Here is a 22740-nt window from a genome sequence, read left to right on the forward strand (position 1 = left end):
AGCATCACTATTGCATTTAAGTTACGTTTAAATTGTAGTTAAGTTGTAACTGAGTTGTAGCTGAGTTGTACCAAGTTGCGCCGGAGAAAAACTGGCCCATGCAAAAATTGTGGGAGCGAAAAATGACACCCTGTACTCGCGTTTCATGAATCGGCCAATATGGATTTTTATGTACGCAGCATTCTAATACGATATTGCATTATCTTTAATCATTTGTGATTATAGCAATATCTTATTAAGTTCCAGAAACTGTGTTACTCAACACTTTTTGCCCTGGCAAGCAGATGCTGGATGCAAAAATTCATGTTTCAGATACGGCGACCCAGCGCACAAGACGCACAAAAGCATAAAGCCAGTGCTGATCTCACAGCACTGGCTTCATGTTTGATACTCACTTCTTCAACAACAAGATGTCTTACATGCTTGTTACCCGGCTCATCCCAGCCATTCGGTATAGACCACACCGTTCTGTATCTGCCCTATGACCTGTGCCTGGTTTTCTGCACTTTCACAAAAACTGGCGAGCGCGCCTGCGGGTGAAATCATTTCCTTGTTGAGCTGGTTGGACCAGTAATCAAAACCGGCCTGGTCAGGTGCGCGGTGCAGCACATTCTGGTAAAAATTATTGATTAAAGTGCTTATGCTGGGATTACTGCCATACAGTTGCTTAAATTCTGCTGACTGGAAAAACCCTGCAGCTACCGTAGTCAGGCTGGAACCCTTGTCCATATCCTTGATCCAGTATCCCAAGCCAGCCAGATCAGGTTTGCGGCCAAATGCAGCTTGATAAATGCGGTATGCCTGGCCTGCGACCCCGTTCACATCGAAGGCAACTGTCACATCTGCAAACTGTAGTCGTTCTACTTGCCCTGCTGTGTCGGTACCATCTTTTCCGAAATTATCTTTCACGACAAGAGATGTGGCGTTTCCAGAAATCGTATAGTTTGCCATTTTTCCAGTATAGACCAGTGTATCAAGGCCATTACCCCCTGTAATAATGTCGTCTCCACCACCGGCAATGATGATGTCATTACCCGAACCTGCAAGAAAAACATCATTTAAACTACTACCTGTCAGATAGTCATTTCCCTCAGTGCCATTGACGTTCTTGCCTACGGCAGACGGATTCGGTATTGTCCAAAAAGTGAAGTCGCTCGATCCGGCATAGAAATTAGCATTCAGATCCCAAATCGCCCCCTTGGGGATGCTAAGTGTATATTTAGCATCATATGCAAGCGTGACCATGTAAGGAATGACGAGCTTGTTCTGATCCATTATGCTCATATTACGATTGTTGATTGCGTCGAAACTGGCGACAACTTTTCCTGTTTCATCTTTTATCGTGATGATGCCGTAGCCTAAAACGACAGCTTCATTAAAGGTAACAACAAGTTCATCCCTGATGGGCATGGGCTTACCCAGCTGCGTTGGAGAGAACGAGACAACAGTGGGTGGGACATCATCAATTGCGCCATACACTTTGATTTTCGTGTTCACCCGAAATAGTGCTTGAAGAAGCAAAGAGTTATAACTCGTTACGTTCCCGTCATAGTCCGTAATATCGACACGTACTACATTGTAGGTACCATTTTTACTGGTGCGGTCTATCGAAAAAGTTTGCGTCGAAGCTCCATCCTTCCACGAATCGTTTGCACCGGTTAAAGTCAGGGTATTACTGGTGCCACCATTGTTTTTTAAATCGTAGGTGATGGGGGCATCAAGGACAATGGCAAAGCTACGGATTCCTGATATGTCATCTTTGGCATAGGTAGTAATTTTTAGCTGACCATCATTTTTTGACAAATCCAGCGTATCTGGAATCTCTATCGATTGCAGAGTTGGTCCCATGATGTCGGTTGTCTTACCAAACTTGTTCAGAAACAGCATGTAGTCAGCTTCTGGATTACCTTGATTTGTGACCTTGACAAAGTAGTCTGTGTAGTTGGCCTGACCGGTATAGTGAAAATTGATGGTGGTTTCAAAAATCTCGGTATTAACAGCAGACGAAGCACCGGAGACAGGATTACCGTTACGGTCCGTGATTTCTATTTTTACTCCGCTATTGGACTTAGCCCAGGGGCGTCCCAAACTGTTAACGCTATCGGTAGACAAGTTCAGTATATAGTCAGCTGGGCCATCGAGCTCCAGGGCATACCAATCAACCAAGTCCGATGAAGACAATTTACCAAATGACTTCTTGCTTAGTTTTACTTTAAAAGTTGTATTGGGTTCGCTAGAATCATAGCCATAAGTTTTTTCATCAGTATGAGATTCGTTCCCAATAATGTATGCCATGAAACACGCTTTCAAATAGAGTAAAAATTTTGCTGATGGCCTGGATCAGATGCTAAATTCCATATCGGCACCAGTCTCCATCCTGATAGTGGATTGAAGTTTTCCTGATACCTGCGAACATAGGCAAAAAAGGACGAGAATTGTAACAATTTTTCAATTGTCCCAGTAATTTTTCTAGTGCCTCGCCTATCCTCACAAGCAAGAGGGACAAATATCACACTAACAAGGCTTGCGTCCTGGACAGGTTGACCTCGCCAAAGCTTTGCGTCAGGGCAAAAAAAAGGGCGGCATAGCAGCCGCCCCATTTCATTGTTCACTACACATGGCCTCCGCTTGATCCATCGAGCGGAGACTCCAGGCTAATCAATCAACTAACCCAGCCATTCGGTATAGACCACACCGTTCTGTATCTGCCCTATGACCTGTGCCTGGTTTTCTGCGCTTTCACAAAAACTGGCGAGCGCGCCTGCGGGTGAAATCATGCCCTTGTTGAGCTGGTTGGACCAGTAATCAAAACCGGCCTGGTCGGGCGCGCGGTGCAGCACATTCTGGTAAAAATTATTGATCAGTGTCGTCGTGCTGGGGAAGCTGCCATACAGCTTCTGGAACTCTGCCGACTGAAAAAATCCTGCGGCGACTTGCGTCAGGCTGACGCCGTGATCCATCCTGTCTATCCAGTAACCAAGACCAGCAAGGTCAGGCTTGCGGCCAAATGCTGCCTGGTAGAGACGATACGCTTGCCCGGCTGCGCCGTTGATATCAAAGGCCAGTGCAGAATCAGTAAAGATCAGGCGCTCTACTTGTGCGACCGAATCCGTGCCATCCTTGCCTACCGTATCTTTGACGGTAAAGCTGGTGGTCGTGCCATTGATCGCATAGTCACCGAGCTTGCCCGCCAACACCAAAAAGTCGAGGCCGGCGCCACCGTCTATCACATCATTGCCGGCACTGCTGATGATGGTGTCATTGCCAGCGCCTGCGGTAATATTATCGTCACCCACCGTGCCTTGCAAATAATCATTGCCGCTGGTGCCATAGATATTCTTGCCGGGCACAGAAAGGTTCAGGCCCAGTATATAGTCGGTAGCTGCATACGACAGATTGCTGACGCGCACAAAAAAGTCACCGTGTGAATATCCACCCGTGTAATTGAAGACGATGCTGCCATCTGTCGTCAGGCTGGCATAGCTGGTGTCAAGACCAGCCAGCGGGTTACCTGCGCTGTCGGTAATCTTGACTTCAATACCGCTATAGGTTTCGCGCCATTCATTGGTCGCACTATAGTTATTGACGACATCGGTAGAGACCACCAGCGTATAAGTACCGGGGCCATCGAGGTTGAGCTGATACCAGTCTGTGAGGTCAGTGGCCGACAATTTGCCGAACGACACTTTGCCCAGGTTGACCTGGAAATTGGCGCTCAGAGAACTGGAATCATAACCTTTGGTTCTCTCATCATATAGACCATCATCGCCATAAATATAGGCCATATTTCACTCCTTACTCTTTCATGACATACGCAAAAACGCGCTTGAGTCTTGCAGCTTTAACGCAATAGCGGCATCATTGGATGACAAGAATGTCAAAAAAGTTTAAGCATGAAAAAATCAAGTATGGAAACCTGCTCATGAAGAACCCTACAGAAATCACCGTCGCCACTTTCAATAAACTGGCGCAGCGCTACCAGGACAAGTATATGAACCTGGAAGATTATGACGATACCTATGCGCTGTTTTGCAAGAATTTGGTTTCCAGCAATGCGCGTGTACTGGAACTGGCTTGCGGGCCAGGCAATGTGACGCGTGCCCTGCTGGCGCGCCTGCCTGATTTGCAAATCTTAGCCACCGATCTGGCACCACAAATGGTAGAACTGGCGCGTATCAATAATCCTACGGCGCAATTCGCCGTCATGGATTGCCGTAATGTAGCTGGACAGGGTAAAAATTTTGATGCGCTGGTCTGCGCCTTTGGCCTGCCCTATTTGTCACGGGCTGAAGCTGCCAGTCTTATCGCTGATGCCGTCAGCATACTCAATCCTGGTGGCTTGCTCTATCTCAGCGCCATGGAGGCAGAAGAGTCACGCTCAGGCTGGCAGACTTCCAGCACAGGTGACCAGGTCTATATCCACTATCATGATGAGCAACATTTGCACACGGCATTGGGCCTGCATGGCTTTGACATCATCGATATCAAACGCAAACCCGGGCCTGCACAAAGCAACATGGCGAGCACGGATTTATTTATCCTGGCCCGCCTGAAAACTGCCTGATCATTGTATTGTGTTAGCCCGCCAATTGGCGGGCTAACACAACTGCAACTTATTTCAAGAACGCTTTGACCTCTGCCTGAAACTGCTCAGGCTGGTCCCACATGATGAAGTGCGCACTGGCAGTGATGCGCTTGAGCTGCACGTCTTTGATGCTGGCATAAGCCATCTTGTAAAAACCATCCATCTGCTCTGGCGTCACCGGCGCACCACTTGGTACGACGTACAAGACCGAGGTCGGCACGGCAATGTTTTTCAGCTCAGGTGTCAGGTCAGTCGTGATCAACTCATGATAAGCGCGGGCAGAAACATCCTGGTCGCTCTTGAGTGCATCATCCAGCCCTGCAGGACGCATGGCCGTGTTACTGATCATGCTGTTGATGGTTGCCGTGGTTCTTTGCGCACGCGCTTCTGGTGCAGCTCCACGCATCTTGGCCAGCATATCGTCTGCCATGGGTTTGATGCTTTGCGGTGTCGTTCCCGGTGGGCCAAACATTACGCCCAGAAACGGGAACATATCAACGATCATCAGCTTGCTGATGGATTGCGGATGCCGCGCCGCCAACATCATGCCTATCGTGCCACCCATGGAATGCCCGATCAACACAGGCTTTTGCAAACCATGCGGCACTAGCTGGGCAATGTAGCGGGCGATTTCTTCCGCCACTGGTGCCGCCACTGCGCCCTCGGTATTGCCACCCGCAGGCACACCGGCAAAGCCCGATACCTGCACCAGATGATACCGGTAGCCAGGCACTGCCTTGACCATCTCCGCCCACACCTTGGGGGAAGAACTCAGGCCAGGCACGAGGATCACATCGCTACCCTCGCCTTCTACTCTGACACTGATACGGTCTGAGCTAAAAGCTGCAGCCCAGGCAGCGACAGGGCTCAATGCAGCACAACTGAGTGCCAGGATGGTTTTAAGCAAGTGACGACGGAGTTTCATATAAAATCCTTCTGTTAATATTCTGCTAGCATACTACACTCTGATGTAACTTCCGCAAGAGTTCAACCATGCAAGAAAATACCCTGCAAGATGCCATCACCACTCAGCTCAATCTCTGGCTGGCGAAGACCAACAACGCTGACTGGGAAGAGCTCGTCGCCACCCATGCACCGCAACTACCTCACTTGCTGGCAGCGCGCTTTGACTATGACGTGCGCCAGGGCGGCTTTGCGCAGTTTCTCTACAATATGAACGGGCACTTACTGGCGCAGATTGAAGACATGCTGATTGCCGCCAATGCCCACGTCGCCCATGATTTTTACGTACAGGCCATCAGCCTGTGTCTGAAAAACAAAGCGGAATACCAGCGCTTTTTAGCCAGCAACTATACCGATGCCAATGCGCTCAAAGACGAGCTGCATCTGCTCAGCATCGCTTATCTTGGCAAGAAAGTGGATTTCCAGACCGAGGCGCATGCTTTTCTGGTGAGTGGTTTGCCCGCTTAAGTTCTGATAATGATTGCCCCTAACCCGCATACCCAGTGATAAAACAAGCATAAAAATGCTTGAGCAAAGGCTGATCCTGGCACTTCATCATGCCGCCAATTTTATCCAGCCGCGCCTGTTCTGGCACATGCGCAGGGTCTGCTATATACAGGATGCCGTGATGCTCGGAAAACGGCACATGCAAGGCATAGGGAAAATACACATACACCGGCTTGCCATCGTCGGCGTAACAGTCATCTGTTTTCTTGCAATTCCCTGGCAAATTACTACTGAGTTCAGCAACTTCCTTTTCATAATGCCCTTGAAAAATCCAGGCATCAACATGCTCTGCCAAAGAAGTTGTGGGCACATAAAACCAGGCAGCCCAGCATACTGTGAGCAGCGTAATCAATGCCCATGACCAACCGGCCAGCGGGCCATCGAAAGAATGCCGGAAAAACTTCAAGGCGCGGTAACTGGCATACAGCCCCAGACCAAACATCAGCATCAATACCAGAAGAAAAATAGCCAGATGCATTTGTACGTACAGTGCCGAGAAACCCAATACGGCAGCGGCAAAAATGAACGGGGATTTTGGTAAAGGTCTTTTTTCAGTAAGCAGTGTCATCAAGGGTAATCCTTGTAGATACGATATCGACGGGCAATTAACCCTGCACCATCATCTTCGCAAACCTGGCACGCAACTCGTCATAAGAAACATCTTCTTTGCGACTTGCCAGCAACCAGACATGGCCAAATGGATCGATCAGGGTACCGCGCCTGTCGCCGTCAAACTGATCAGCAACAGGCATCGCAGCCTTCGCCCCCAGCTCCACGGCGCGGCCGAATACAGCATCTACATCATCAACATACAAGTGTATGGATACCGACGACCCACCCAGCGACTGCGGGCCGCGATAGCCCATATCCGGGAACTCGTCTGCCAGCATCAACAGCGCATCTCCTATGCTGATTTCTGCATGCATGATCTTGCCATTGCCATCGTCCAGGCGTACCAGTTCATTGGCTGCAAATGCCGCCGCATAAAATTCAAGCGCAGCAGCAGCGCCCTTTATGATGAGATAAGGTGTGGCGCCACGATAAGCAGGCGGTATAGCAATATTTGACATGAGGATGTACCCATCTAAGGTGTAAGGTAAGAGAAGACTGCCTTCAACAACAAATCAGTTCATCATGATATGCCGTGAACAGCAGGCATGCAGAGACTATTGCCGCCTCAGAAGCCGAAATGTCAGCATCTTGGGTATTTTCATTTTATCAATCATTTGCATAACTGGGTAAATTAAGGGGTAGATTAAGGGCTAAACTCACTGTACGCATGACGATCAGTTGCCCCGCACCTGAAACCTGCATGAGGATGCCGGTACGCCACTTGATCACCACGACATGACGGGGTTAATATTGTGAGGCTTGACACTGACTATCAGCGCTCACCAAACGGAAATCAATATGCGATGGTTTTCAAAGACCGATCTCGGCATTACCTTCGCCAAGGATTGCCATGTACTCCTGTATGGCGTGTTCTTCGATTTCAACAAGGCCACGCTCAAGTCTGAGTCCGACAGTCTGCTGGGCAAAGTCGCAGCCATGCTCAAGACCGATACCAGCATCAAGGCCGATGTAGAAGGTCATACCGACAGTGTCGGTGGCGACGACTACAACCTCAAACTCTCCGACGCCCGCGCCGCGAGTGTGCGTAACTGGCTGGTGCAGCATGGTATCGATGCTGCGCATTTGACTTCCAAAGGCTATGGCAAGTCACGTCCTTTTGCAGACAACAACACAGACTCAGGCCGTGCACGTAAGCTGGCGAAATTGAGCTGCAAACCTTGACAAGTCACGATCAATATTTTCACAAAAAAATTTACACATGACCAAGCTGCTGAGTGAAACCAGAAATCTCAACATCCGATGCGACTTGCCTGCAGAAATTTGGGACAGGGTTCCAGATGTTTATGCACTCATGGAAGGATGGCTGGGCTTTGGAGATGGCATCAATGGAGAGAATGGTATACCGTACTGGTTTGGATTTGATGAAGAAGAAGCGCACATTTCAGCTTTAGTAGAGCCTGGCGGTTTGCAGTTTTTTGTCACGAATATGGATGAAGAAAAATGGAATTGGTGGCTTTCCAATTTAAAGTTGCAAGCAACAAAAATACTTGGATTCAGGGTTGGCGAAATCGAATTGGGTGAAGTCAATTCTGAGATTGAATGGATAGTCGCGTAGGTACGATTAGCGCAGCGTAATCGTACGCATGTCAATCCTGACAACTACAGAAATGCACCTGATTGCAAAGCCTTCATCTACTGGGAAACGATGCGTTTAAAATATGTTTTTGCGAGAAAAAACAAACCCAAAAAACCTGAATCCGTGGCTGACATGCGTACGATTACGCTTTCGCTAATCGTACCTACGAGCTAACGGGCAATTTTGTTTGCTTTAAAAATGAATGACACTTTCCTGAGTCAGAAAACAATGACAATTGACCTTCCCGACGATGCAGTTTGTGAAGATTGTGGCGGTACTGTCGAAGTGCGGCGTGAAGGAAGCATACAGGGTGTATTTTGCACGCGCTGTGACTGGGCAGTTGTGACTACGTATCTGCCAGAAATTCTTCGTGATGAAACTTTGTATGAAATCAGTGTTACTTCGGGCGATTACACTAACAAAGAACACATCAGGGCAATTGCAAAATTGAATGGTGTAAATTTTCTTGATGCCCGACAATTATTGCAGACACAATCCAATTTCAAATTATACAAAGGAGCTGCATCCCGTGTTGAAGAAATCAGGGTCGCATTTGAGCTGGTTGGCATTCAATATGAAATCAGGCCGCCATTTCCTTGGTAGTGATTTATTTTTCTCTCAGACTGTTTGCAAAGAGAGCTTATTGGATATGGTGTAGGAGCGGATTCAGCCCAGGTAGGTACGACTAGCGCAGCGTAATCGTACGCATGCCAATCCTGACAACAACAGAAATACACCTGATTGCAAAGCCTTCATCTACTGGGAAACGATGCGTTTAAAATATGTTTTTGCGAGAAAAAACAAACCCAAAAAACCTGAATCCGTAGCTGACATGCGTACGATTACGCTTTGCTAATCGTACCTACACACCCTTCTCTGCTTGCAGACATTAGCATCGCGCAGCCCTTTTGCGTCAATGTCACCAGCCCGTTCACACCACCGTCGCAACTGATCAATCCTTCTGCACAGGCATCTTCCCATATACATAATCTTGGACAAGTACTGTGCCAGGCCTCAATGACTTCAGTATAACTGCGAGGCCGCTGCTGTATCCATTCCAGCATTTGGAGAGTAAGGCTGGTGTGAGCGTCGGGCATGATATTTCCCCCCCTGAGTTCAGATCAGATCAAATGCAACATCCCTGCACCTGCCCCGGCAGCGATCAGGATGACCGGGTTCAGTTTGCTGCGCAGGACGATGATGGCTGTCAGTGCGGTAATCAAGTCGGTGCGCCAGCTTGCGGTGTCGAGTTGTGTGAACAGGCAGGCGGTGGCCAGCAGGAAACCGATCGAGATAGGGGCAAAGGTGTCGCGTACGGCGGCGGTCAGGCGCTGGTTGTAGTTGGAGGTATCCAGGCTGATGACGGATAAGGTCAATATTGTCGAAGGGATGATCACCGCCAGCGTAGTCAGTATCGCGCCTGTCCAGCCAGCGATGAGCCAGCCTACCAGAGAGATAAACAAGAGATTGGGGCCGGGCGCTGCCTGGGCAATGGCATAGGCAGAGGCGAACTGGGCGCTGGTGACCCAGTGTTTTTCAGTGACAACAAAATGGCTGATGTCGGGTGCCATCATCACTAGCCCGCCGCCAACTGCCATCATCGACAGGATGGACAGATGCAGGCACAGGTCTAGCATGGGGGATTCGTCATTCATTTTTGTCTTTCAGAAAATAAGCTGCCACGCTGCCTGGCAAGGCCAGCAATACGAAAACAATAATCAGGCGAAACTTGAGCAGAGCCAGCCCGGCAAAGGCCAGCACCATCAATACCACCTGCAAACTGATCCTGCTGTTGAACAGCCTGTTTTTGTCTGGCCCTGCACTCTGAGCATTTTTTCCAAACAAGGACATTGCCATCTTGATCGCTGTTGACAACACCAGACCCGCCGCCACGGCTGTCATACCTGTCAATGCATCCTGCACCACGGCCAGTTTGCCAAAGCGCTGGTAGGCAACGCCGAGCGCGATCACCAGCAAAAAAGGGGCGATGATCAGGCCAGCCATGGCGGCCAGCGCACCTGGGATACCGGCATAGCGCTTGCCTATCATCAAGGCGACATTGCATATCGTGGGGCCGGGCAAGACCTGGCTCAAGGCCAGGTAGCGGGCGAATTCTTCTGCGGTGAGCCAGCGGTATTGCTCGACCAATGCCCGGTAGGCAAAGGGCATGACGCCGCCAAAACCTGTCATCGCTATTTTTGAAAACACCAGGAACAGGCGCCAGGAAGTGATGCTGGCAGTGTCATTAACGGCCAGGCCTGGCAATGGCAGATTTAACATGGGGCACTCATCAGAAACGGTAAGAAATATTTACTGCAAGAACATCTTCTTACCTGGGCAATTAAAAGTACAATGAATTTATTTAGACGATTGATTCATTTTTCTTATGAAAATCGATATTCTCGGTGTACAGGCTTTTGTGGCCATTGCTGACCATGGCAGTTTTAACAAGGCGGCTGATGTGCTGTTTGTCACGCAGACGGCGGTAACGCAGCGGCTGCGCAATCTGGAGATTTTTTTGGGCGTGACCTTGCTCGAAAGAACCACCCGCTCCATCGCCCTGACCAGGACCGGGCAAGACTTTTTGCCGCAAGCAAGAAGGTTATTGCAAGAACTGTCCGCCGCCCTGACCGAGATACGCGAAACCGGCAAGGCCCTGCGCGGTGATGTGTCGATTGCCTGCATACCAACAGCGGGGGTGCGCTACCTGCCGCAAGTCATCCGTGAATATTCAGCGCTTTTCCCTGACAACCGTATCAAGATACTCGACCATGCATCAGTCGGTGTGGCAGAGGCCGTGTTGCGGCGCGAGGCTGAATTTGGTATCAACCTGGCTGGACCTAACCATCCTGAACTGAGCACCACGCCTTTGCTGGAAGACCGCTTCGTGCTGGTCTGCCGTGATGATCATGCACTGGCCAGACGCAAAAGCCTGTCGTGGGCACAATTGCAGCCCTACCCGCTGATTTTTGCCGGACAGGCCAGCGGCAACCGCGCCCTGCTTGATGGTTACCTGGGCGCAGAGAATATGCATGGTGGCCGGAGTGCGCAAGATGGGCAGGCCGGTTTAAGCCTGCAGATACATTATGAGGTACAGCGCAACTCCACCGCACTGGGCCTGGTCGATGCGGGTATTGCTGCCGCCATCGTGCCCAATCTCGCCATGCAAAAAGCCAACTACCCGCGCCTGCGCGTGATCAGGCTGCAAGACCCTGTGATTTCGCGAACCCTGGTGCTGGTGGCCCGCAAGGCCGCCCGCTTGTCACCGGCGGCGCAGTTGTTATATGACATGATCAGGGATAGTCGGATGGTTAAATAAGGGAGCGAGGGAGCGTGGCATGGTCACAGGCATGCTGGGTGCATCGTCAGGTTGATTTTTTCAAGACAGCTTCAGTTTCATCCCGGTATCCCATCATGCATAGTCCCGCCAGAAAAAATGGCAGCAACCACCAGACTGAAGCGTGGGCCAGATCTGCCCAGCGACTACCATATGACCACCATGTCTCGTCAGCGATATACACAGAATTAACCTTGCTTGACCAGGATGGATAATAGACAGGGGAACCGCCACGAAAAAACTCAAAAACATAAGCATCTACAGGTGGCTTGCCAAATTCGCTGATCAATTCTTCGGAAAACGGCGCTGTCTTATATGAAAAACCTATGCCTTGCAGGTCTGGCCTGACACGTGCCCAGTCATCAAAGTCTTGAGCAGTCGGCATGCGCGCATGCTGCTCCCGAAAGCGCTGTACGTACTCTTTGGCAACGGCAATTTCAGTTTCATAACGTCCATTCAAGGCCTTGTGTTGTTCACTAGGCACCAGGGCAAGATACAAGCTGAAAAACAATCCTGGCAACCCCGCCAGCACAAATACCACTGCCATCAAAAAATTAAGCGCACGCATGAATCAATTACTCGCAATCATACAATTTTACTGTAAAAACCAGACTGTATCATGCAGACAGTATTTATTCCGGCTGCACTTTCCTGATATCAGTAATAAGCAAAAACACAAAGCCCGTCTCAAACGGCACGCGGTAAATACCCTTGGTCTTGAGCAGGTAATTGGCCACGGTCGCCATTTCCCATCCATCTGACAATTGCGCAACCCAGCTGCGTTGCATCAGCTTGCTGAACTGGTGTTTTGCACCCAGGCTCCTGAGCACATCCATGCGTTTGTACAAGGCCGGGGTAATCGTCGAATTACCCCAGCTCCATAGCCAGGTTTTGCTGCGATCAGAATAAGAGCCGACAAACTCGATTCTGGCACTGAGCTTCTGCACACCCCCATCTGAGAATGTCAGTTCACCTGTTACCTGATCAAGGTCCCAATGTTCATAGCTGGAAATTTGATAATCGTCATCAAGCGCTTTTTGGGTGGCTACTGAATAGTCTGCACTGGCGCTCAGAACTTGCTCCCAGCCTTGCTGGCGGGCCTGGGCGTTGCCAGTCAACAGCATTAACACAATACTGATCAGCGATATCAGAGAGAGGGCGGGCATGCTCCATGCATTTGCAGATGTTTTGCAGCCACGCCCCATCTTTCGCCCTCACAGTCAACAGAAATTAACTCAGTATCACGCCGCCAATAACCAATAAGCCCAGGCCCAGAATATAAAATTTGAGAAAATGGCTAAACAGGCCATGCCGCTTCGCCAGTAAAAAAACATAACCCGGAATAAACAAGGCCACAAAAGCCTTGCCTGCATTAAACTTGAACAGCATCAAGCTAAGATAAAGCTGGGCAAGAAAAGCGATGGCCATTCCAGATAACAGCGTGCAAACGCCAAGATTATGCATGACTATCCTGATGTTATTTTAATACTTCAATGTATCACGGAAACCATCAAAAACAAATGGCATTCAACATTACGCTGTGATATTCACCCGTGCTATGTGCTTGCGCAAATATGCAGCCTGCTGCTCATTGAATTGAATACCATCAAGCCAGATATTCTTCAATGAGACCAGCGCCTCCAGTTTGGGTATCAGTTCAGCTGCGTCAAAACCTGGCGCATCATCAAAATTGCCCATTGACAGGTACTCCAGGTGTGGCAGTTGTGCGAGTAGATCAAGATCATCAAGCTCGATTTTCGTTGCCCATAAATCCAGCGACCTGAGCTGTGTCATGCGACACAGGTGCACGAGCCCCTTGCCTGTGATTTTTGTATTGCCGAGGTCCAGCGTGTGAATCTGCTTGCTGGCACTCAGACTCGCGGCCATGGCATCATTAAATGCTGTTCTTTCCATATCCAGCGCAAGCAGATGCGGGTGGGCCAGCATCGCAGCAATCAGGCGTGGCGACAGATCTGCACCTTGCATGCCCAGCTCTTTGAGTGCCGGAGCCTGCAGGATGCTTGCTACATCGTTCTCAGACATGCCAAGATTCGCCCGCACAATCTCCAGATCAGGGGCTGTGGCAAAGCTGTCCATCCTGTCCGGCCCCTTGATATTGAGTATGTCCAGCACACGCAAACCCGGGGTGTTGATGACATGGCGCATGGCCTTGCGTGTGACATCGCACCACAACCAGAGCTTTTCTACTGATTCCAATGTTGGCAAAGCCTGCGCCAGTTTGTCGGTCAGCGTGGGCATTTTGGAGAGCTGGAGTTCATGTATCGCCCCTTTGGCACGCAGGTTTTTGATGTCAGCGGGGGTGATCTTGCCGCTTAGCACAGCATCATTTTTTTGATCTTCATTTTTTGTCATTGATGTATTTCATTCTCTTTATTTTCTCTTTATTTATGTCACCATCTTCATGACGATTCCATCCCCAGCAACCTCGCCCCCGCCCCCTCTTCTGACAAGGTATCCAGCGGGTTACGCAACTTGCAGGCCTTGATAGACAGGCAGCCGCAGCCTATGCAATCGCCCAGTTGTTCACGCAATTCCATGAGCTGATGGATGCGTTCATCGAGCTCTGCCTTCCAGCGTTTTGACAACCTGGCCCAGTCGGCCACGGTGGGTGTGCGGCCTTCAGGTAATTCTGCCAGGGCGGCTTGTATGGATGCGAGCGAAATGCCCAGGCGCTGCGCGACCTTGATGACGGCGATGCGGCGCAACACATCGCGTGCGTAACGACGCTGGTTGCCTGTATTGCGCTGGCTGTGTATGAGCCCCCTGGCTTCATAGAAGTGAATGGCTGACACAGCGACACCACTGCGTGCCGCCACCTCACCGACAGCCAGCGGTTTGCCTATATCTTGCGGATTGATTTTTGCCATGCAAATTCTCCTTGACCTCAAGCTAAGTTGAGGTTTTACACTAGTCTTCGCCTGGTTTCAAGCTAACATTTGGAGAAATAAAGATGCCGCCAGAAAATCAAGTTGAACAGAACCACAACGGACAATATCACACCGAACACAATCTTCAACTCGTGCGCCGCCTGTATGAAGACTGCTTCAATACCGGCAATCTTGATCGTGTGCCACAGATGATCGCCACTGATTTTGTCAGCAACCGTGGTGAGCATGGTCAAGTGGAATTTGCCGCCAATATCGCGGGCTTGCGCAAGGCTTTTCCTGATGTGTGCTTTGTCGTTGATGATATCTTTGGCGCAGCAGACCGGGTGGCAGTCAGGTGGAGCTTCAGCGCCACTCACAGTGGGCCTTTTGCAGGATTCCCCGCTACAGGCAAGGCAGTAAGGCAGCAGGGCAATGTGATTTACAGGATCAGGGATGGCAAGATCGCCCAGGCCTGGGTGCAGATAGACAGGCTGGGTTTGATACAGCAATTGGAACTTAATGCATAGCGCCAGAAAGCAAGATAGTTTTACCTTGCGCCTGTGGCATCTGGCTCAGCAAAGCTTTGGCAACCGCAGTTGCCGCAATGGGCCGGTAATTGGCAGGGACCAGAAAACCGATTGCCTTGCTGATCGCCAGGCCCAGCTTTTCTCCGCGCCGCTCTGGCTGCCCCAGCACTGCCCTGTCGCCAACCAGTAGCGAAGGTCGGGCAAAGACCATGCCTTCAAACGCCATTTTTTCCAGCGCGTTTTCGAGCTCACCTTTGACGCGGTTATAGAAGACGCTGGAATTCGCGTCAGCCCCCATCGCACTGACCAGCCCGAGCTTCTTGAAGCCCGCAGCCTGCGCCGCCCTGGCGACAGCCAGATTGGCATCGTAGTCTATGGCACGAAAAGCCTGCTGGCTGCCGGCGACCTTGATGGTCGTACCCAGCGCCAGATACACTTCGTCGGCCTGCGGTAAAACTGGCAGACTGGCGAAATTGACGATATGTGCCCGCAGCTTGGGATGCTGCACCGTCGGTGGCCTGCGGCCAAGGCTGTGTACTTCAGCCACGGTATCATCAGCCAGAAGGCCAGCAAGAATTTCTTTACCCACCATGCCGGTGGCCCCGGCGATGATGACGGTTCGCTTTGCCATGTCTGATACTCCTTGATGAAATGCTCAGTGAATTAATTTCATGTCCAGCTTTTGTCAGCGCTTCGTGGATGCTGCTATCCTGATCATAGCCGAACTTAGCTTGCGCGAGGCATATCAGAACTTAAAACTGCCGGATTTGCATAAGCATGCTACCTCGCATACTGCTTCCCTTGATAGCTGCCTGGTATCGGCATCAATAACCTTACAACGTCCGGCAATGCCCCAATCATCAGAGAAAGGTGTCCAATGGCTGCAAATATCCATCCCACCGCCCATCCCTATTACGAATCGCACCGCGCCGCAATGGAGTCGGCAATGCGCCAGCGCCTTGATCTTGCCGGAACAATGTTGCGTGAACAAGCGCAACTGTCGGACATCGATGCGGTCAGGCAAGAGGTGATGAGCGAGTTCGACATCGTGCTCACCCAGATGCCGTATGTCGGTGGCGCAGCAAGCCGCATGAGCGATTTCTTCATGCGCCTGCTGGGTTTTATGGCCATCAGCCGGGTGTTGCGGCGACATGGCGTGGCGCTGTCTGTTATTGGCGACATCGAGCGCGAAACCTATCAGGCACAATTACTGAGCTTGCCAGAAGCAGAACGCCTCGCGTCAGGCGATCAGTTCATGTCGGCAGAAAACCAGACTTTGCTGCGCGAGCAGGCGGCACAACGCGCAACAGCAAGCCATCAGCAAGAATTCCCACAGGATTTTGTGTATGAGTTTGTCGAGCCAGGCCCGGGCGACAAGTTTGAATTTGGCATCAACTACAAGGCCTGTGGCTTTTGCAAATTCGCCGCCAGCCATGGCGATAAAGAAGTTTTACCAAACATTTGCGGGCTCGATTTCGTCGCCTATGCAGCACGGGGCATACAGCTGGAAAGAACGCAAACCCTGGCGGGTGGGGCTAGTCACTGTGATTTTCGCTTCTCAAAACTGTCGGCTGACTGAGACAGTTACAGCTCACTGGTAGGGTGCGTCTTGACGCACCAACCCGGCAACTTTAGAAAGAGATGTGGTGCGTCAAGACGCACCCTACCTCAGACAGCCACCACAGGTATCAAAGTCCTCAGCCGCAGCGTAATCGCCAACCCCACACTGAGTATGCCACCCAGGAGCATGACCACGCCCGCCCAGCCGTGGCTGGCCCAGACCACGCCTGTGAAAGAGCCGATCAGGCTGGAACCGAGGTAATAAAAACACAGGTAGATCGCAGAGGCGACTGCCTTGTAAGCCTGCGCACGGCGCGCGACCCAGCTGCTGGCGACTGAATGTGAGGCAAAGAAACCAAAGGTGAACAGGGCCACGCCAGGGACCATGATGTACAGAGAATTAGACAAGCTCAGCAGCAAACCCGCCATCATCACCAGCAAGACTATCCACAGCACACCACGGCGGCCTATGCGATCTACCAGCCGCCCTACCCAGACCGAGCTGCCCATGCCCAGCACATACAGCAATGCAATCGTGCCTGCGGTACTCTGGCTAAAGCCAAACGGTGTGCCTTGCAGACGGTAACCTATGTAGTTATACACACTGACAAAACAGCCTGTCAGCATGAAGGCCAGGCAAAACAACATGCACAGGCCACCATCTGACAGGTGCAGGCGCAAGCCCTGGTGCAGGCTGCCCCAGACCCTTGCCGCCGGTTTGAAGTTGCGTGCCAGCGGCAGGCTGCGCCAGAATTCCCACGCGGCATAGATACCGGCCACGCCTATCACTGCCATCGCCGTGCGCCAGCCAAAATGATCACTCAACAGGGCAGACAGCAAGCGCCCTATCATGCCACCCATGGCACTGCCTGCGATATACAGGCCCACCGCCGTGCCCATGGCTGCGGCCTCGATCTCTTCGCCCATATAGGCCACTGCCACTGCGGGCATGCCACCGAGGGCAAAGCCCAGCAAGCCGCGCAAGAGCAACAACTGGCTGAAGTCTTGCGTCAGCGCGCACAATACCGTGGCAATCGCTGCCAGTGCCAGCGCCGCCACCATCATGGGCTTGCGGCCTATACGTTCACTGATGGCACTACTGATGAGCAAAGAGAAGGCCAGCGATAAAGTAGATATCGACAAGACCCAGCTGCTTTGCGCCGGACTCAGCGCAAATTGCAAGGCCAGCGAAGGCATCAGCGGTTGCATGCTATACAACAGTGAAAAGGTAGAAAAACCACCAAAGATCATGGCGCGGGTGATATGCCGGAATGCTGGCGTGCCTGCGACAATGCGGGCTGGCTGATTTATTTGCTGCGGCGGGGTAATGCTGGCGATGGTCATGATGGTGTGGCTGGACGATCAGGGAGTAGCCATCTTATATTTGCGCTTTTATAGCGTCCAATATATATTTAAGGCGTTAGTAATACATTTTTTAGATGATTGCATGACGAATCGTGATAGCTCCTCGTAGGTTGGGCCAGGTGCGTAGGTTGGGCTACGCTTCACCAGCCCAACACTCGGCGCTTGAATAGCGTGTACGTGTGTTGAGGCCCAGTGTTGGGCTGATAACCCGTAGCCCAACCTACGCCCTAAAACGTACACGAATTTGCAAACCCTACGCCTCCCTACAAGAAATCTCTTTCCCCACACCCCCATGGAACTCCGCCACCTCAAATACTTCATCGCCGTCGCCGAAGAACTGCACTTCACCCGTGCGGCAGAGCGTCTGCACATAGGCCAGCCACCTTTAAGCCATGCGATACAAATGCTGGAAGCCGACATTGGTGCGCAGTTGTTTGAGCGCAGCAAGCGCTGGGTGCGTCTGACGGAAGCAGGCAAGCTGTTCTTGCAGGATGCGCGGCATATCCTGGCGCTGGCTGAGCAGGCCAGCGAAAACGCCCGCCGTGCGCAGCGTGGCGAGACGGGTGAGCTGCGCATAGGTTTTACTTTCTCGACACCGTTCACGCCCCTGTTTGCCGCCGTCATCAATAGCTACCGCGAACAATACCCGGATGTGACACTGACATTGCGCGAGATGGCGACCAACAAGCAACTCGAAGCACTCAGCCAGCATCATCTTGACGTGGGTTTCATACGTCCGCCAGAAGGCGGCGAACTGGCGCGCGGAGTATCGTCACCGTTACGCTTTCGCAAGCTGCGCGAAGACCCGCTGGTGGCCGTGCTGCCAAGCACCCATGTGCTGGCGAAAAAGAAAAAAGTACCGATGAAAGACCTGGCACAAGAAGCCTTCATCATGTACCCACCCAGCGCAGGCACCGGCATTTACCCGCACATTTTGCGGCTCTGCCATACCGCAGGCTTTGCCCCGAGAATCGCGCAAGAAGCGAATGACGCCTCCACCATCATCGGCCTGGTGGCGGCTGGCTGCGGCATCTCCATCTTGCCGGGTTCGTTTTACACTATCCATTTTGATGGCATCTGCTACCGGCCTATTGCTGATGCGGGGGCAACCACCTCGCTACTGCTAGCGCAGCGCAAAGGCGAGGTATCGCCATTGGTCGAAGCTTTTGTGAAGCTGGCTGGCGGCTTGGTGTGAGTAGCAAACTGTCGCGTTGAAAATCGTAGCGCCAGCCTATTGCTCAGCAACCGCGCGAGTCGGATGCATCCAGCAAAACACCAGCGTCGCCACCGCCGCACCCAGCAATTGCGCAATGATAAAACCCGGCGCATCGACAGGGCGTATGCCAGCAAAGCTATTACTGGCCGCGCGAGCCAGCGTCACTGCGGGGTTGGCAAATGAGGTTGAAGAAGTGAACCAGTATGCCGCCGTGATATAGGCCGCCACCGCAAATGGTGTCGCCGCCGGGCGGCTGCGGCTGGTGCTGATGATGACCGCGATCAGGCCAAAGCTGGCGACAAACTCACTCCACCACTGTGCCATGCCGGTACGCGCATGTTCAGATGCAAAGAACAGCGGCAGGTCAAACATGCCATGCGCCGCCGCTACTCCGGCAAAGGCACCCAGCACTTGCAGCAGGATATACGGCAGCACATGCCTGGATGGCAGGTTTTTCTGATAAGCCTCAGACAATGTCACGACAGGGTTGAAGTGCGCACCCGAGACGGGGCCAAACATCAATATCAATGCGATCAAACCCGCGCCCGTGGCAATGGCATTGGCCAGCAGCGCAATCGCAACATTGCCGCCCGCCAGCCGCTCTGCCATGATGCCCGATCCCACCACGACAGCCAGCAACAAGGCGGTGCCCAAACCTTCAGCCACCAGACGTCTTGCCATGCTCATGGGGTGATCTCGCCTATCTGGTCCAGCGCGGCCTTGAACTTTTGCCTGTCCTGCGCCAGGGTTTCCAGAGGCAGCGCAAGCATGGCCTCGATGCGGGCACGCAGGATGCGGTAGGCCGTCATGAAGGCAGCGTCGATTTCTTCATCTGTCCCGCTGACATGGGCAGGGTCTGCCACCCCCCAGTGGGTACGCAGGACTGGCCCCAGATAGGCCGGGCAGGTTTCACCCGCAGCACTGGCGCAGACGGTGATGACGATGTCCGGTGTGGCTGGCAGATTGTCCCATGATTTGCTGGCATAGCCCGTGGTCGAAATGCCTTCCCGCGCCAGCAATGCCAGCGAACGCGGGTGTACTTCCCCCGTTGGCTTGCTACCCGCACTCATGGCATGCCAGCCTGCAGGGGCCAGATGATTGAAAGTGGCCTCAGCCAGGATGGAACGGCAGGAATTGCCCGTACACAGAAACAAGACGTTCATAAGTCACCAAAAATTGAAAACAGAAATGAAGAAAAAGCAGAAATCACCTGCACTGCTATCGCTTATTCAGCGGCACATTGCTGCACCTGTACCGGCGTGCATGGATTGCCGCCGCAGCAGTTTTCAGTCAAAAAGCCCAGCATCTGGTTCATCGTCGTGATATTCGCCGAGTAAATGACAAAGCGCCCCGCCTGGCGTGACTGCACCAGCCCGGCATGCGACAACTCTTTGAGATGAAACGACAAGGAAGAGGCAGGTATGCCCAGCTCTTCACCTATTTTGGTGGCGGCCCTGCCTTGCGGACCAGCCTGCACCAGCAGGCGGAACACCGCCAGGCGTGACTCTTGCGCCAGCGCGGCCAGTGCCATTAAGGCTGCTTTGGTTTCCATCATATCCATGTCCTTGCGATTAGGAATAAATTCTACATTTCTATAATAATGGAAATATAGAATTACTGTAAAGCCGATTTTTAAAAGAACTTGCATGCGGGGATTTTTGTGTTATTCTTTATTCGTCAATTAACGAATAAGCCGTATGTCCACCACTTGCTGCACGAATGAACCTACCGTACTGGAGATGGATTTCCAGCCAGAAGAGATTGCCGCGCTATGCAAGGCGCTGGGGCATCCTGCTCGGGTCAAGCTGCTCAAGCACTTGTCCAATTATGGCGAATGTTTTTTTGGCAGCCTGACCGACATCCTGCCACTGGCAGCATCGACGATATCGCAGCATGTGAGCATACTCAAAGAAGCGGGCCTGATACTGGGCTCGGCTGACGAGCAACGTGTTTGCTATTGTGTCAATGAAGTACGTCTGGCGCAGTTCAAGAAGCTGGTAGCGGGTCTTTGAGCTGGTTTTTTTTGCCTTTATATTCGTATTTTGACGAATAACGAATTGATGTAGAAACACACTGATATAGTCCTCATTGGAAATGATTGGAGATCATGATGAAACCACAGACCAGCGCATTACCCATTGCCATCATTGGTGCCGGGCCCGTCGGGCTGGCGGCAGCCGCGCACCTGCTCTTGCGCGGACAGCAGCCACTGATACTGGAAAGCGCAGCAAGCATTGCCGCCAACCTCGCCAGTTATCGCCAGGTGCGCCTGTTTTCACCATGGCGCTACAATCTGGACAAGGCTGCAGTCAGCTTGCTGACAGCCTCAGGCTGGCAGCAGCCTGATCCTGAAGGCTTGCCAACTGCCGGGGAGATGATAGACCACTACCTGCAGCCACTTGCCCAGCTACCCGCCATCGCAGCAAGTCTGCACCTGCAACACCGTGTCATTGCCGTCAGCAGGCAATCTTACGACAAGGTCAAGACCAAAGGGCGGGAAGACGCCGCCTTTGTCTTGCGGGTAGCAACACCAGAGGGCGAACGGGATTACCTCGCCAGCGCCATTATCGATGCCAGCGGCACCTGGTCGCAACCCAACCCGCTGGGAGCGAATGGCATACCCGCCATCGGTGAAGAGCAATATGCAGCCCACATCAGCTACGGCATGCCCGACATACTTGGCACACAGCGCCAGCGTTTTGCTGGCAAACGGGTGCTGGTCGTGGGCACCGGGCATTCAGCCGCAGGCAACCTGCTGGCGCTGGCACAACTGGCAGAACAAGTGCCGGGCACCACCCTGCTGTGGGCAATCCGGGGCAATCATGTTGCCAAGGTATTTGGCGGCGGCAGTGCCGATGGCCTGCCAGCACGGGGGCAGCTTGGTGCCCGCCTCAAGGCCTTGAAGGATACTGGCCAGCTCAGCCTGTACCGCAATTTCAGGATACGGCAATTGCAGTCTGGCGAAGATGGCATCACCGTGACAGGTGACATGCATCAGGGTGAAACACCTGTGCTCTCCGGCATAGATGAAATCATCGCCGCCACCGGGGCCAGGCCCGACCTTAGCCTCAGCCGTGAATTGCGCCTGCGCCATGACCCCTGGCTGGAAAGCACGGAAGCACTCGCGCCGCTGATCGACCCCAATGAACATAGCTGCGGCACGGTGCGCCCGCATGGCCACCGCGAGCTGGCCCACCCTGAGCCGGGCTATTATGCAGTGGGAGCCAAGAGCTATGGCCGCGCCCCCAACTTCCTGATGGCGACAGGGTATGAACAGGTGCGCTCTGTAGTTGCCGCATTGACGGGCGACCTGGCTGCCGCCGACGAGGTACAGTTAAGCCTGCCGCAAACCGGTATCTGCAGCACACAGCCAGTCTATGAATTGCCAGAGAAAGAAGAGCCAGCCGCATGCTGTGGCGGCGCTGCACCGGCAGGTGCAAACGCCTGTTGCGCACTCGATGCCACTGAAAAAGCCAAAGGAAATGCGGGTTGTGGATGCAGTACACAAAGCGAGACGCCAGCAATGCCAACGCTAAGCAAACCAGAGGCAAGCAAGCCAAAATGCTGCTCTTGAGATTTCCGG

28 protein-coding genes are annotated in these 22740 nt (G+C 52.3%); 11 read left to right on the forward strand and 17 right to left on the reverse strand.

Annotated features, from left to right (window positions below; translation table 11 throughout):
- Positions 1-435 precede the first annotated feature (435 nt).
- A complete protein-coding gene (locus tag ACO0LN_RS25665) occupies positions 436-2295 on the reverse strand; it encodes a DUF4214 domain-containing protein (RefSeq protein WP_422978815.1) in 1860 nt (619 codons plus the stop codon).
- 371 nt (positions 2296-2666) lie between these two features.
- Complete coding sequence (locus ACO0LN_RS25670) at positions 2667-3785, reverse strand: DUF4214 domain-containing protein (protein WP_422978817.1); 1119 nt, start codon at positions 3783-3785, stop codon at positions 2667-2669.
- A 137-nt stretch (positions 3786-3922) separates the two neighbouring features.
- On the opposite strand from ACO0LN_RS25670, the gene ACO0LN_RS25675 reads away from it, so the two are divergent.
- Positions 3923-4564 (forward strand): class I SAM-dependent methyltransferase, encoded by a 642-nt coding sequence (locus tag ACO0LN_RS25675; RefSeq protein ID WP_422978819.1) that lies wholly within the window; start codon positions 3923-3925, stop codon positions 4562-4564.
- A 49-nt stretch (positions 4565-4613) separates the two neighbouring features.
- Here the strand turns inward: ACO0LN_RS25675 and ACO0LN_RS25680 are convergent, their stop codons facing one another.
- Positions 4614-5510 carry an alpha/beta fold hydrolase gene (locus ACO0LN_RS25680; protein ID WP_422978821.1) on the reverse strand — a complete coding sequence of 299 codons (897 nt, stop codon included), beginning with the start codon at positions 5508-5510 and terminating at the stop codon, positions 4614-4616.
- Positions 5511-5578: 68 nt separating this feature from the next.
- Here ACO0LN_RS25680 and ACO0LN_RS25685 point away from each other — a divergent pair, with 68 nt between their 5' ends.
- The gene (locus tag ACO0LN_RS25685) at positions 5579-6016 is read left to right on the forward strand and encodes a DMP19 family protein (RefSeq protein WP_422978823.1); all 438 of its coding nucleotides are present in this window, start codon (positions 5579-5581) and stop codon (positions 6014-6016) included.
- A 19-nt stretch (positions 6017-6035) separates the two neighbouring features.
- Here the strand turns inward: ACO0LN_RS25685 and ACO0LN_RS25690 are convergent, their stop codons facing one another.
- Both ACO0LN_RS25690 and ACO0LN_RS25695 read right to left on the reverse strand, forming a co-directional pair.
- Positions 6036-6623, reverse strand: coding sequence for a hypothetical protein (locus ACO0LN_RS25690; RefSeq protein ID WP_422978825.1), 588 nt, complete (start codon positions 6621-6623; stop codon positions 6036-6038).
- Positions 6624-6660: 37 nt separating this feature from the next.
- The gene (locus ACO0LN_RS25695) at positions 6661-7125 is read right to left on the reverse strand and encodes a VOC family protein (RefSeq protein ID WP_422978827.1); all 465 of its coding nucleotides are present in this window, start codon (positions 7123-7125) and stop codon (positions 6661-6663) included.
- Between the two features lie 340 nt (positions 7126-7465).
- Here ACO0LN_RS25695 and ACO0LN_RS25700 point away from each other — a divergent pair, with 340 nt between their 5' ends.
- The 3 genes from ACO0LN_RS25700 (at position 7466) to ACO0LN_RS25710 (ending at position 8867) form a co-directional block, all read left to right on the forward strand.
- A complete protein-coding gene (locus tag ACO0LN_RS25700; RefSeq protein ID WP_422978829.1) occupies positions 7466-7849 on the forward strand; it encodes an OmpA family protein in 384 nt (127 codons plus the stop codon).
- A gap of 37 nt (positions 7850-7886) precedes the next feature.
- On the forward strand, positions 7887-8243 hold the full coding sequence (locus ACO0LN_RS25705) for a hypothetical protein (RefSeq protein WP_422978831.1): 357 nt from the start codon (positions 7887-7889) through the stop codon (positions 8241-8243).
- A 204-nt stretch (positions 8244-8447) separates the two neighbouring features.
- Entirely contained in the window at positions 8448-8867 is a 420-nt protein-coding gene (locus ACO0LN_RS25710) for a hypothetical protein (protein WP_422978832.1), read from the forward strand.
- A gap of 518 nt (positions 8868-9385) precedes the next feature.
- Here the strand turns inward: ACO0LN_RS25710 and ACO0LN_RS25715 are convergent.
- Both ACO0LN_RS25715 and ACO0LN_RS25720 read right to left on the reverse strand, forming a co-directional pair.
- On the reverse strand, positions 9386-9919 hold the full coding sequence (locus ACO0LN_RS25715; protein WP_422978834.1) for a chromate transporter: 534 nt from the start codon (positions 9917-9919) through the stop codon (positions 9386-9388).
- Positions 9912-10544, reverse strand: coding sequence for a chromate transporter (locus ACO0LN_RS25720; RefSeq protein WP_422978836.1), 633 nt, complete (start codon positions 10542-10544; stop codon positions 9912-9914). The genes ACO0LN_RS25715 and ACO0LN_RS25720 overlap by 8 nt, the downstream gene beginning before the upstream one ends.
- Positions 10545-10650: 106 nt before the next feature.
- Between ACO0LN_RS25720 and ACO0LN_RS25725 the strand changes: the two genes are divergently transcribed.
- A complete protein-coding gene (locus ACO0LN_RS25725) occupies positions 10651-11583 on the forward strand; it encodes a LysR substrate-binding domain-containing protein (RefSeq protein WP_422978838.1) in 933 nt (310 codons plus the stop codon).
- Between the two features lie 46 nt (positions 11584-11629).
- On the opposite strand, the gene ACO0LN_RS25730 is transcribed toward ACO0LN_RS25725, so the two are convergent.
- The 5 genes from ACO0LN_RS25730 to soxR all read right to left on the reverse strand — a co-directional run bounded on the left by ACO0LN_RS25730 (position 11630) and on the right by soxR (position 14489).
- Positions 11630-12169: a hypothetical protein gene (locus ACO0LN_RS25730; protein ID WP_422978840.1), complete on the reverse strand. Its 540-nt coding sequence runs from the start codon at positions 12167-12169 to the stop codon at positions 11630-11632.
- 64 nt (positions 12170-12233) lie between these two features.
- Entirely contained in the window at positions 12234-12767 is a 534-nt protein-coding gene (locus tag ACO0LN_RS25735; protein WP_422978841.1) for a DUF6882 domain-containing protein, read from the reverse strand.
- A 64-nt stretch (positions 12768-12831) separates the two neighbouring features.
- Positions 12832-13065 carry a hypothetical protein gene (locus ACO0LN_RS25740; RefSeq protein ID WP_422978843.1) on the reverse strand — a complete coding sequence of 78 codons (234 nt, stop codon included), beginning with the start codon at positions 13063-13065 and terminating at the stop codon, positions 12832-12834.
- A 69-nt stretch (positions 13066-13134) separates the two neighbouring features.
- Positions 13135-13974: a hypothetical protein gene (locus ACO0LN_RS25745; protein ID WP_422978845.1), complete on the reverse strand. Its 840-nt coding sequence runs from the start codon at positions 13972-13974 to the stop codon at positions 13135-13137.
- A gap of 47 nt (positions 13975-14021) precedes the next feature.
- The gene (gene soxR, locus ACO0LN_RS25750) at positions 14022-14489 is read right to left on the reverse strand and encodes a redox-sensitive transcriptional activator SoxR (protein WP_422978847.1); all 468 of its coding nucleotides are present in this window, start codon (positions 14487-14489) and stop codon (positions 14022-14024) included.
- Positions 14490-14572: 83 nt separating this feature from the next.
- Here soxR and ACO0LN_RS25755 point away from each other — a divergent pair, with 83 nt between their 5' ends.
- Positions 14573-15016, forward strand: coding sequence for an ester cyclase (locus tag ACO0LN_RS25755; RefSeq protein ID WP_422978849.1), 444 nt, complete (start codon positions 14573-14575; stop codon positions 15014-15016).
- On the opposite strand, the gene ACO0LN_RS25760 is transcribed toward ACO0LN_RS25755, so the two are convergent.
- Positions 15006-15647, reverse strand: a complete 642-nt coding sequence (locus ACO0LN_RS25760; RefSeq protein ID WP_422978851.1) for an NAD(P)H-binding protein — start codon at positions 15645-15647, stop codon at positions 15006-15008. The two genes, ACO0LN_RS25755 and ACO0LN_RS25760, sit on opposite strands and share 11 nt — an antisense overlap.
- A 246-nt stretch (positions 15648-15893) precedes the next feature.
- On the opposite strand from ACO0LN_RS25760, the gene ACO0LN_RS25765 reads away from it, so the two are divergent.
- Positions 15894-16595, forward strand: a complete 702-nt coding sequence (locus ACO0LN_RS25765) for an L-2-amino-thiazoline-4-carboxylic acid hydrolase (protein ID WP_422978853.1) — start codon at positions 15894-15896, stop codon at positions 16593-16595.
- An 89-nt stretch (positions 16596-16684) separates the two neighbouring features.
- Here the strand turns inward: ACO0LN_RS25765 and ACO0LN_RS25770 are convergent, their stop codons facing one another.
- The gene (locus tag ACO0LN_RS25770; protein WP_422978855.1) at positions 16685-17920 is read right to left on the reverse strand and encodes an MFS transporter; all 1236 of its coding nucleotides are present in this window, start codon (positions 17918-17920) and stop codon (positions 16685-16687) included.
- 313 nt (positions 17921-18233) lie between these two features.
- Between ACO0LN_RS25770 and ACO0LN_RS25775 the strand changes: the two genes are divergently transcribed.
- The gene (locus ACO0LN_RS25775; protein WP_422978857.1) at positions 18234-19136 is read left to right on the forward strand and encodes a LysR substrate-binding domain-containing protein; all 903 of its coding nucleotides are present in this window, start codon (positions 18234-18236) and stop codon (positions 19134-19136) included.
- A gap of 36 nt (positions 19137-19172) precedes the next feature.
- Here ACO0LN_RS25775 and ACO0LN_RS25780 read toward each other — a convergent pair whose 3' ends face one another.
- The 3 genes from ACO0LN_RS25780 to ACO0LN_RS25790 form a co-directional block, all read right to left on the reverse strand.
- On the reverse strand, positions 19173-19844 hold the full coding sequence (locus ACO0LN_RS25780; protein ID WP_422978859.1) for an aquaporin: 672 nt from the start codon (positions 19842-19844) through the stop codon (positions 19173-19175).
- Entirely contained in the window at positions 19841-20320 is a 480-nt protein-coding gene (locus tag ACO0LN_RS25785; protein ID WP_422978861.1) for an arsenate reductase ArsC, read from the reverse strand. The genes ACO0LN_RS25780 and ACO0LN_RS25785 overlap by 4 nt, the downstream gene beginning before the upstream one ends.
- Before the next feature lie 62 nt (positions 20321-20382).
- Positions 20383-20709, reverse strand: a complete 327-nt coding sequence (locus ACO0LN_RS25790) for an ArsR/SmtB family transcription factor (protein WP_422978934.1) — start codon at positions 20707-20709, stop codon at positions 20383-20385.
- A gap of 145 nt (positions 20710-20854) precedes the next feature.
- On the opposite strand from ACO0LN_RS25790, the gene ACO0LN_RS25795 reads away from it, so the two are divergent.
- On the forward strand, positions 20855-21169 hold the full coding sequence (locus ACO0LN_RS25795; RefSeq protein WP_422978864.1) for an ArsR/SmtB family transcription factor: 315 nt from the start codon (positions 20855-20857) through the stop codon (positions 21167-21169).
- 98 nt (positions 21170-21267) lie between these two features.
- Positions 21268-22731, forward strand: coding sequence for an FAD-dependent oxidoreductase (locus ACO0LN_RS25800; protein ID WP_422978866.1), 1464 nt, complete (start codon positions 21268-21270; stop codon positions 22729-22731).
- The last annotated feature ends 9 nt before the right edge of the window (positions 22732-22740 follow it).

The sequence above is a fragment of the Undibacterium sp. TC9W genome, from assembly GCF_049339865.1.
Classification (GTDB): Bacteria; Pseudomonadota; Gammaproteobacteria; order Burkholderiales; family Burkholderiaceae_D; genus Undibacterium.

What these genes read in the sequence shown, in the direction of transcription:
- ACO0LN_RS25665 (WP_422978815.1), bottom strand. Translation starts at nt 2,295, where the DNA reads ATGGCATACATTATTGGGAACGAATCTCATACTGATGAAAAAACTTAT.
- ACO0LN_RS25670 (WP_422978817.1), bottom strand. Translation starts at nt 3,785, where the DNA reads ATGGCCTATATTTATGGCGATGATGGTCTATATGATGAGAGAACCAAA.
- ACO0LN_RS25675 (WP_422978819.1), top strand. Translation starts at nt 3,923, where the DNA reads ATGAAGAACCCTACAGAAATCACCGTCGCCACTTTCAATAAACTGGCG.
- ACO0LN_RS25680 (WP_422978821.1), bottom strand. Translation starts at nt 5,510, where the DNA reads ATGAAACTCCGTCGTCACTTGCTTAAAACCATCCTGGCACTCAGTTGT.
- ACO0LN_RS25685 (WP_422978823.1), top strand. Translation starts at nt 5,579, where the DNA reads ATGCAAGAAAATACCCTGCAAGATGCCATCACCACTCAGCTCAATCTC.
- ACO0LN_RS25690 (WP_422978825.1), bottom strand. Translation starts at nt 6,623, where the DNA reads ATGACACTGCTTACTGAAAAAAGACCTTTACCAAAATCCCCGTTCATT.
- ACO0LN_RS25695 (WP_422978827.1), bottom strand. Translation starts at nt 7,125, where the DNA reads ATGTCAAATATTGCTATACCGCCTGCTTATCGTGGCGCCACACCTTAT.
- ACO0LN_RS25700 (WP_422978829.1), top strand. Translation starts at nt 7,466, where the DNA reads ATGCGATGGTTTTCAAAGACCGATCTCGGCATTACCTTCGCCAAGGAT.
- ACO0LN_RS25705 (WP_422978831.1), top strand. Translation starts at nt 7,887, where the DNA reads ATGACCAAGCTGCTGAGTGAAACCAGAAATCTCAACATCCGATGCGAC.
- ACO0LN_RS25715 (WP_422978834.1), bottom strand. Translation starts at nt 9,919, where the DNA reads ATGAATGACGAATCCCCCATGCTAGACCTGTGCCTGCATCTGTCCATC.
- ACO0LN_RS25720 (WP_422978836.1), bottom strand. Translation starts at nt 10,544, where the DNA reads ATGTTAAATCTGCCATTGCCAGGCCTGGCCGTTAATGACACTGCCAGC.
- ACO0LN_RS25725 (WP_422978838.1), top strand. Translation starts at nt 10,651, where the DNA reads ATGAAAATCGATATTCTCGGTGTACAGGCTTTTGTGGCCATTGCTGAC.
- ACO0LN_RS25730 (WP_422978840.1), bottom strand. Translation starts at nt 12,169, where the DNA reads ATGCGTGCGCTTAATTTTTTGATGGCAGTGGTATTTGTGCTGGCGGGG.
- ACO0LN_RS25735 (WP_422978841.1), bottom strand. Translation starts at nt 12,767, where the DNA reads ATGCCCGCCCTCTCTCTGATATCGCTGATCAGTATTGTGTTAATGCTG.
- ACO0LN_RS25740 (WP_422978843.1), bottom strand. Translation starts at nt 13,065, where the DNA reads ATGCATAATCTTGGCGTTTGCACGCTGTTATCTGGAATGGCCATCGCT.
- ACO0LN_RS25745 (WP_422978845.1), bottom strand. Translation starts at nt 13,974, where the DNA reads ATGACAAAAAATGAAGATCAAAAAAATGATGCTGTGCTAAGCGGCAAG.
- soxR (WP_422978847.1), bottom strand. Translation starts at nt 14,489, where the DNA reads ATGGCAAAAATCAATCCGCAAGATATAGGCAAACCGCTGGCTGTCGGT.
- ACO0LN_RS25755 (WP_422978849.1), top strand. Translation starts at nt 14,573, where the DNA reads ATGCCGCCAGAAAATCAAGTTGAACAGAACCACAACGGACAATATCAC.
- ACO0LN_RS25760 (WP_422978851.1), bottom strand. Translation starts at nt 15,647, where the DNA reads ATGGCAAAGCGAACCGTCATCATCGCCGGGGCCACCGGCATGGTGGGT.
- ACO0LN_RS25765 (WP_422978853.1), top strand. Translation starts at nt 15,894, where the DNA reads ATGGCTGCAAATATCCATCCCACCGCCCATCCCTATTACGAATCGCAC.
- ACO0LN_RS25770 (WP_422978855.1), bottom strand. Translation starts at nt 17,920, where the DNA reads ATGACCATCGCCAGCATTACCCCGCCGCAGCAAATAAATCAGCCAGCC.
- ACO0LN_RS25775 (WP_422978857.1), top strand. Translation starts at nt 18,234, where the DNA reads ATGGAACTCCGCCACCTCAAATACTTCATCGCCGTCGCCGAAGAACTG.
- ACO0LN_RS25780 (WP_422978859.1), bottom strand. Translation starts at nt 19,844, where the DNA reads ATGAGCATGGCAAGACGTCTGGTGGCTGAAGGTTTGGGCACCGCCTTG.
- ACO0LN_RS25785 (WP_422978861.1), bottom strand. Translation starts at nt 20,320, where the DNA reads ATGAACGTCTTGTTTCTGTGTACGGGCAATTCCTGCCGTTCCATCCTG.
- ACO0LN_RS25790 (WP_422978934.1), bottom strand. Translation starts at nt 20,709, where the DNA reads ATGGAAACCAAAGCAGCCTTAATGGCACTGGCCGCGCTGGCGCAAGAG.
- ACO0LN_RS25795 (WP_422978864.1), top strand. Translation starts at nt 20,855, where the DNA reads ATGTCCACCACTTGCTGCACGAATGAACCTACCGTACTGGAGATGGAT.
- ACO0LN_RS25800 (WP_422978866.1), top strand. Translation starts at nt 21,268, where the DNA reads ATGAAACCACAGACCAGCGCATTACCCATTGCCATCATTGGTGCCGGG.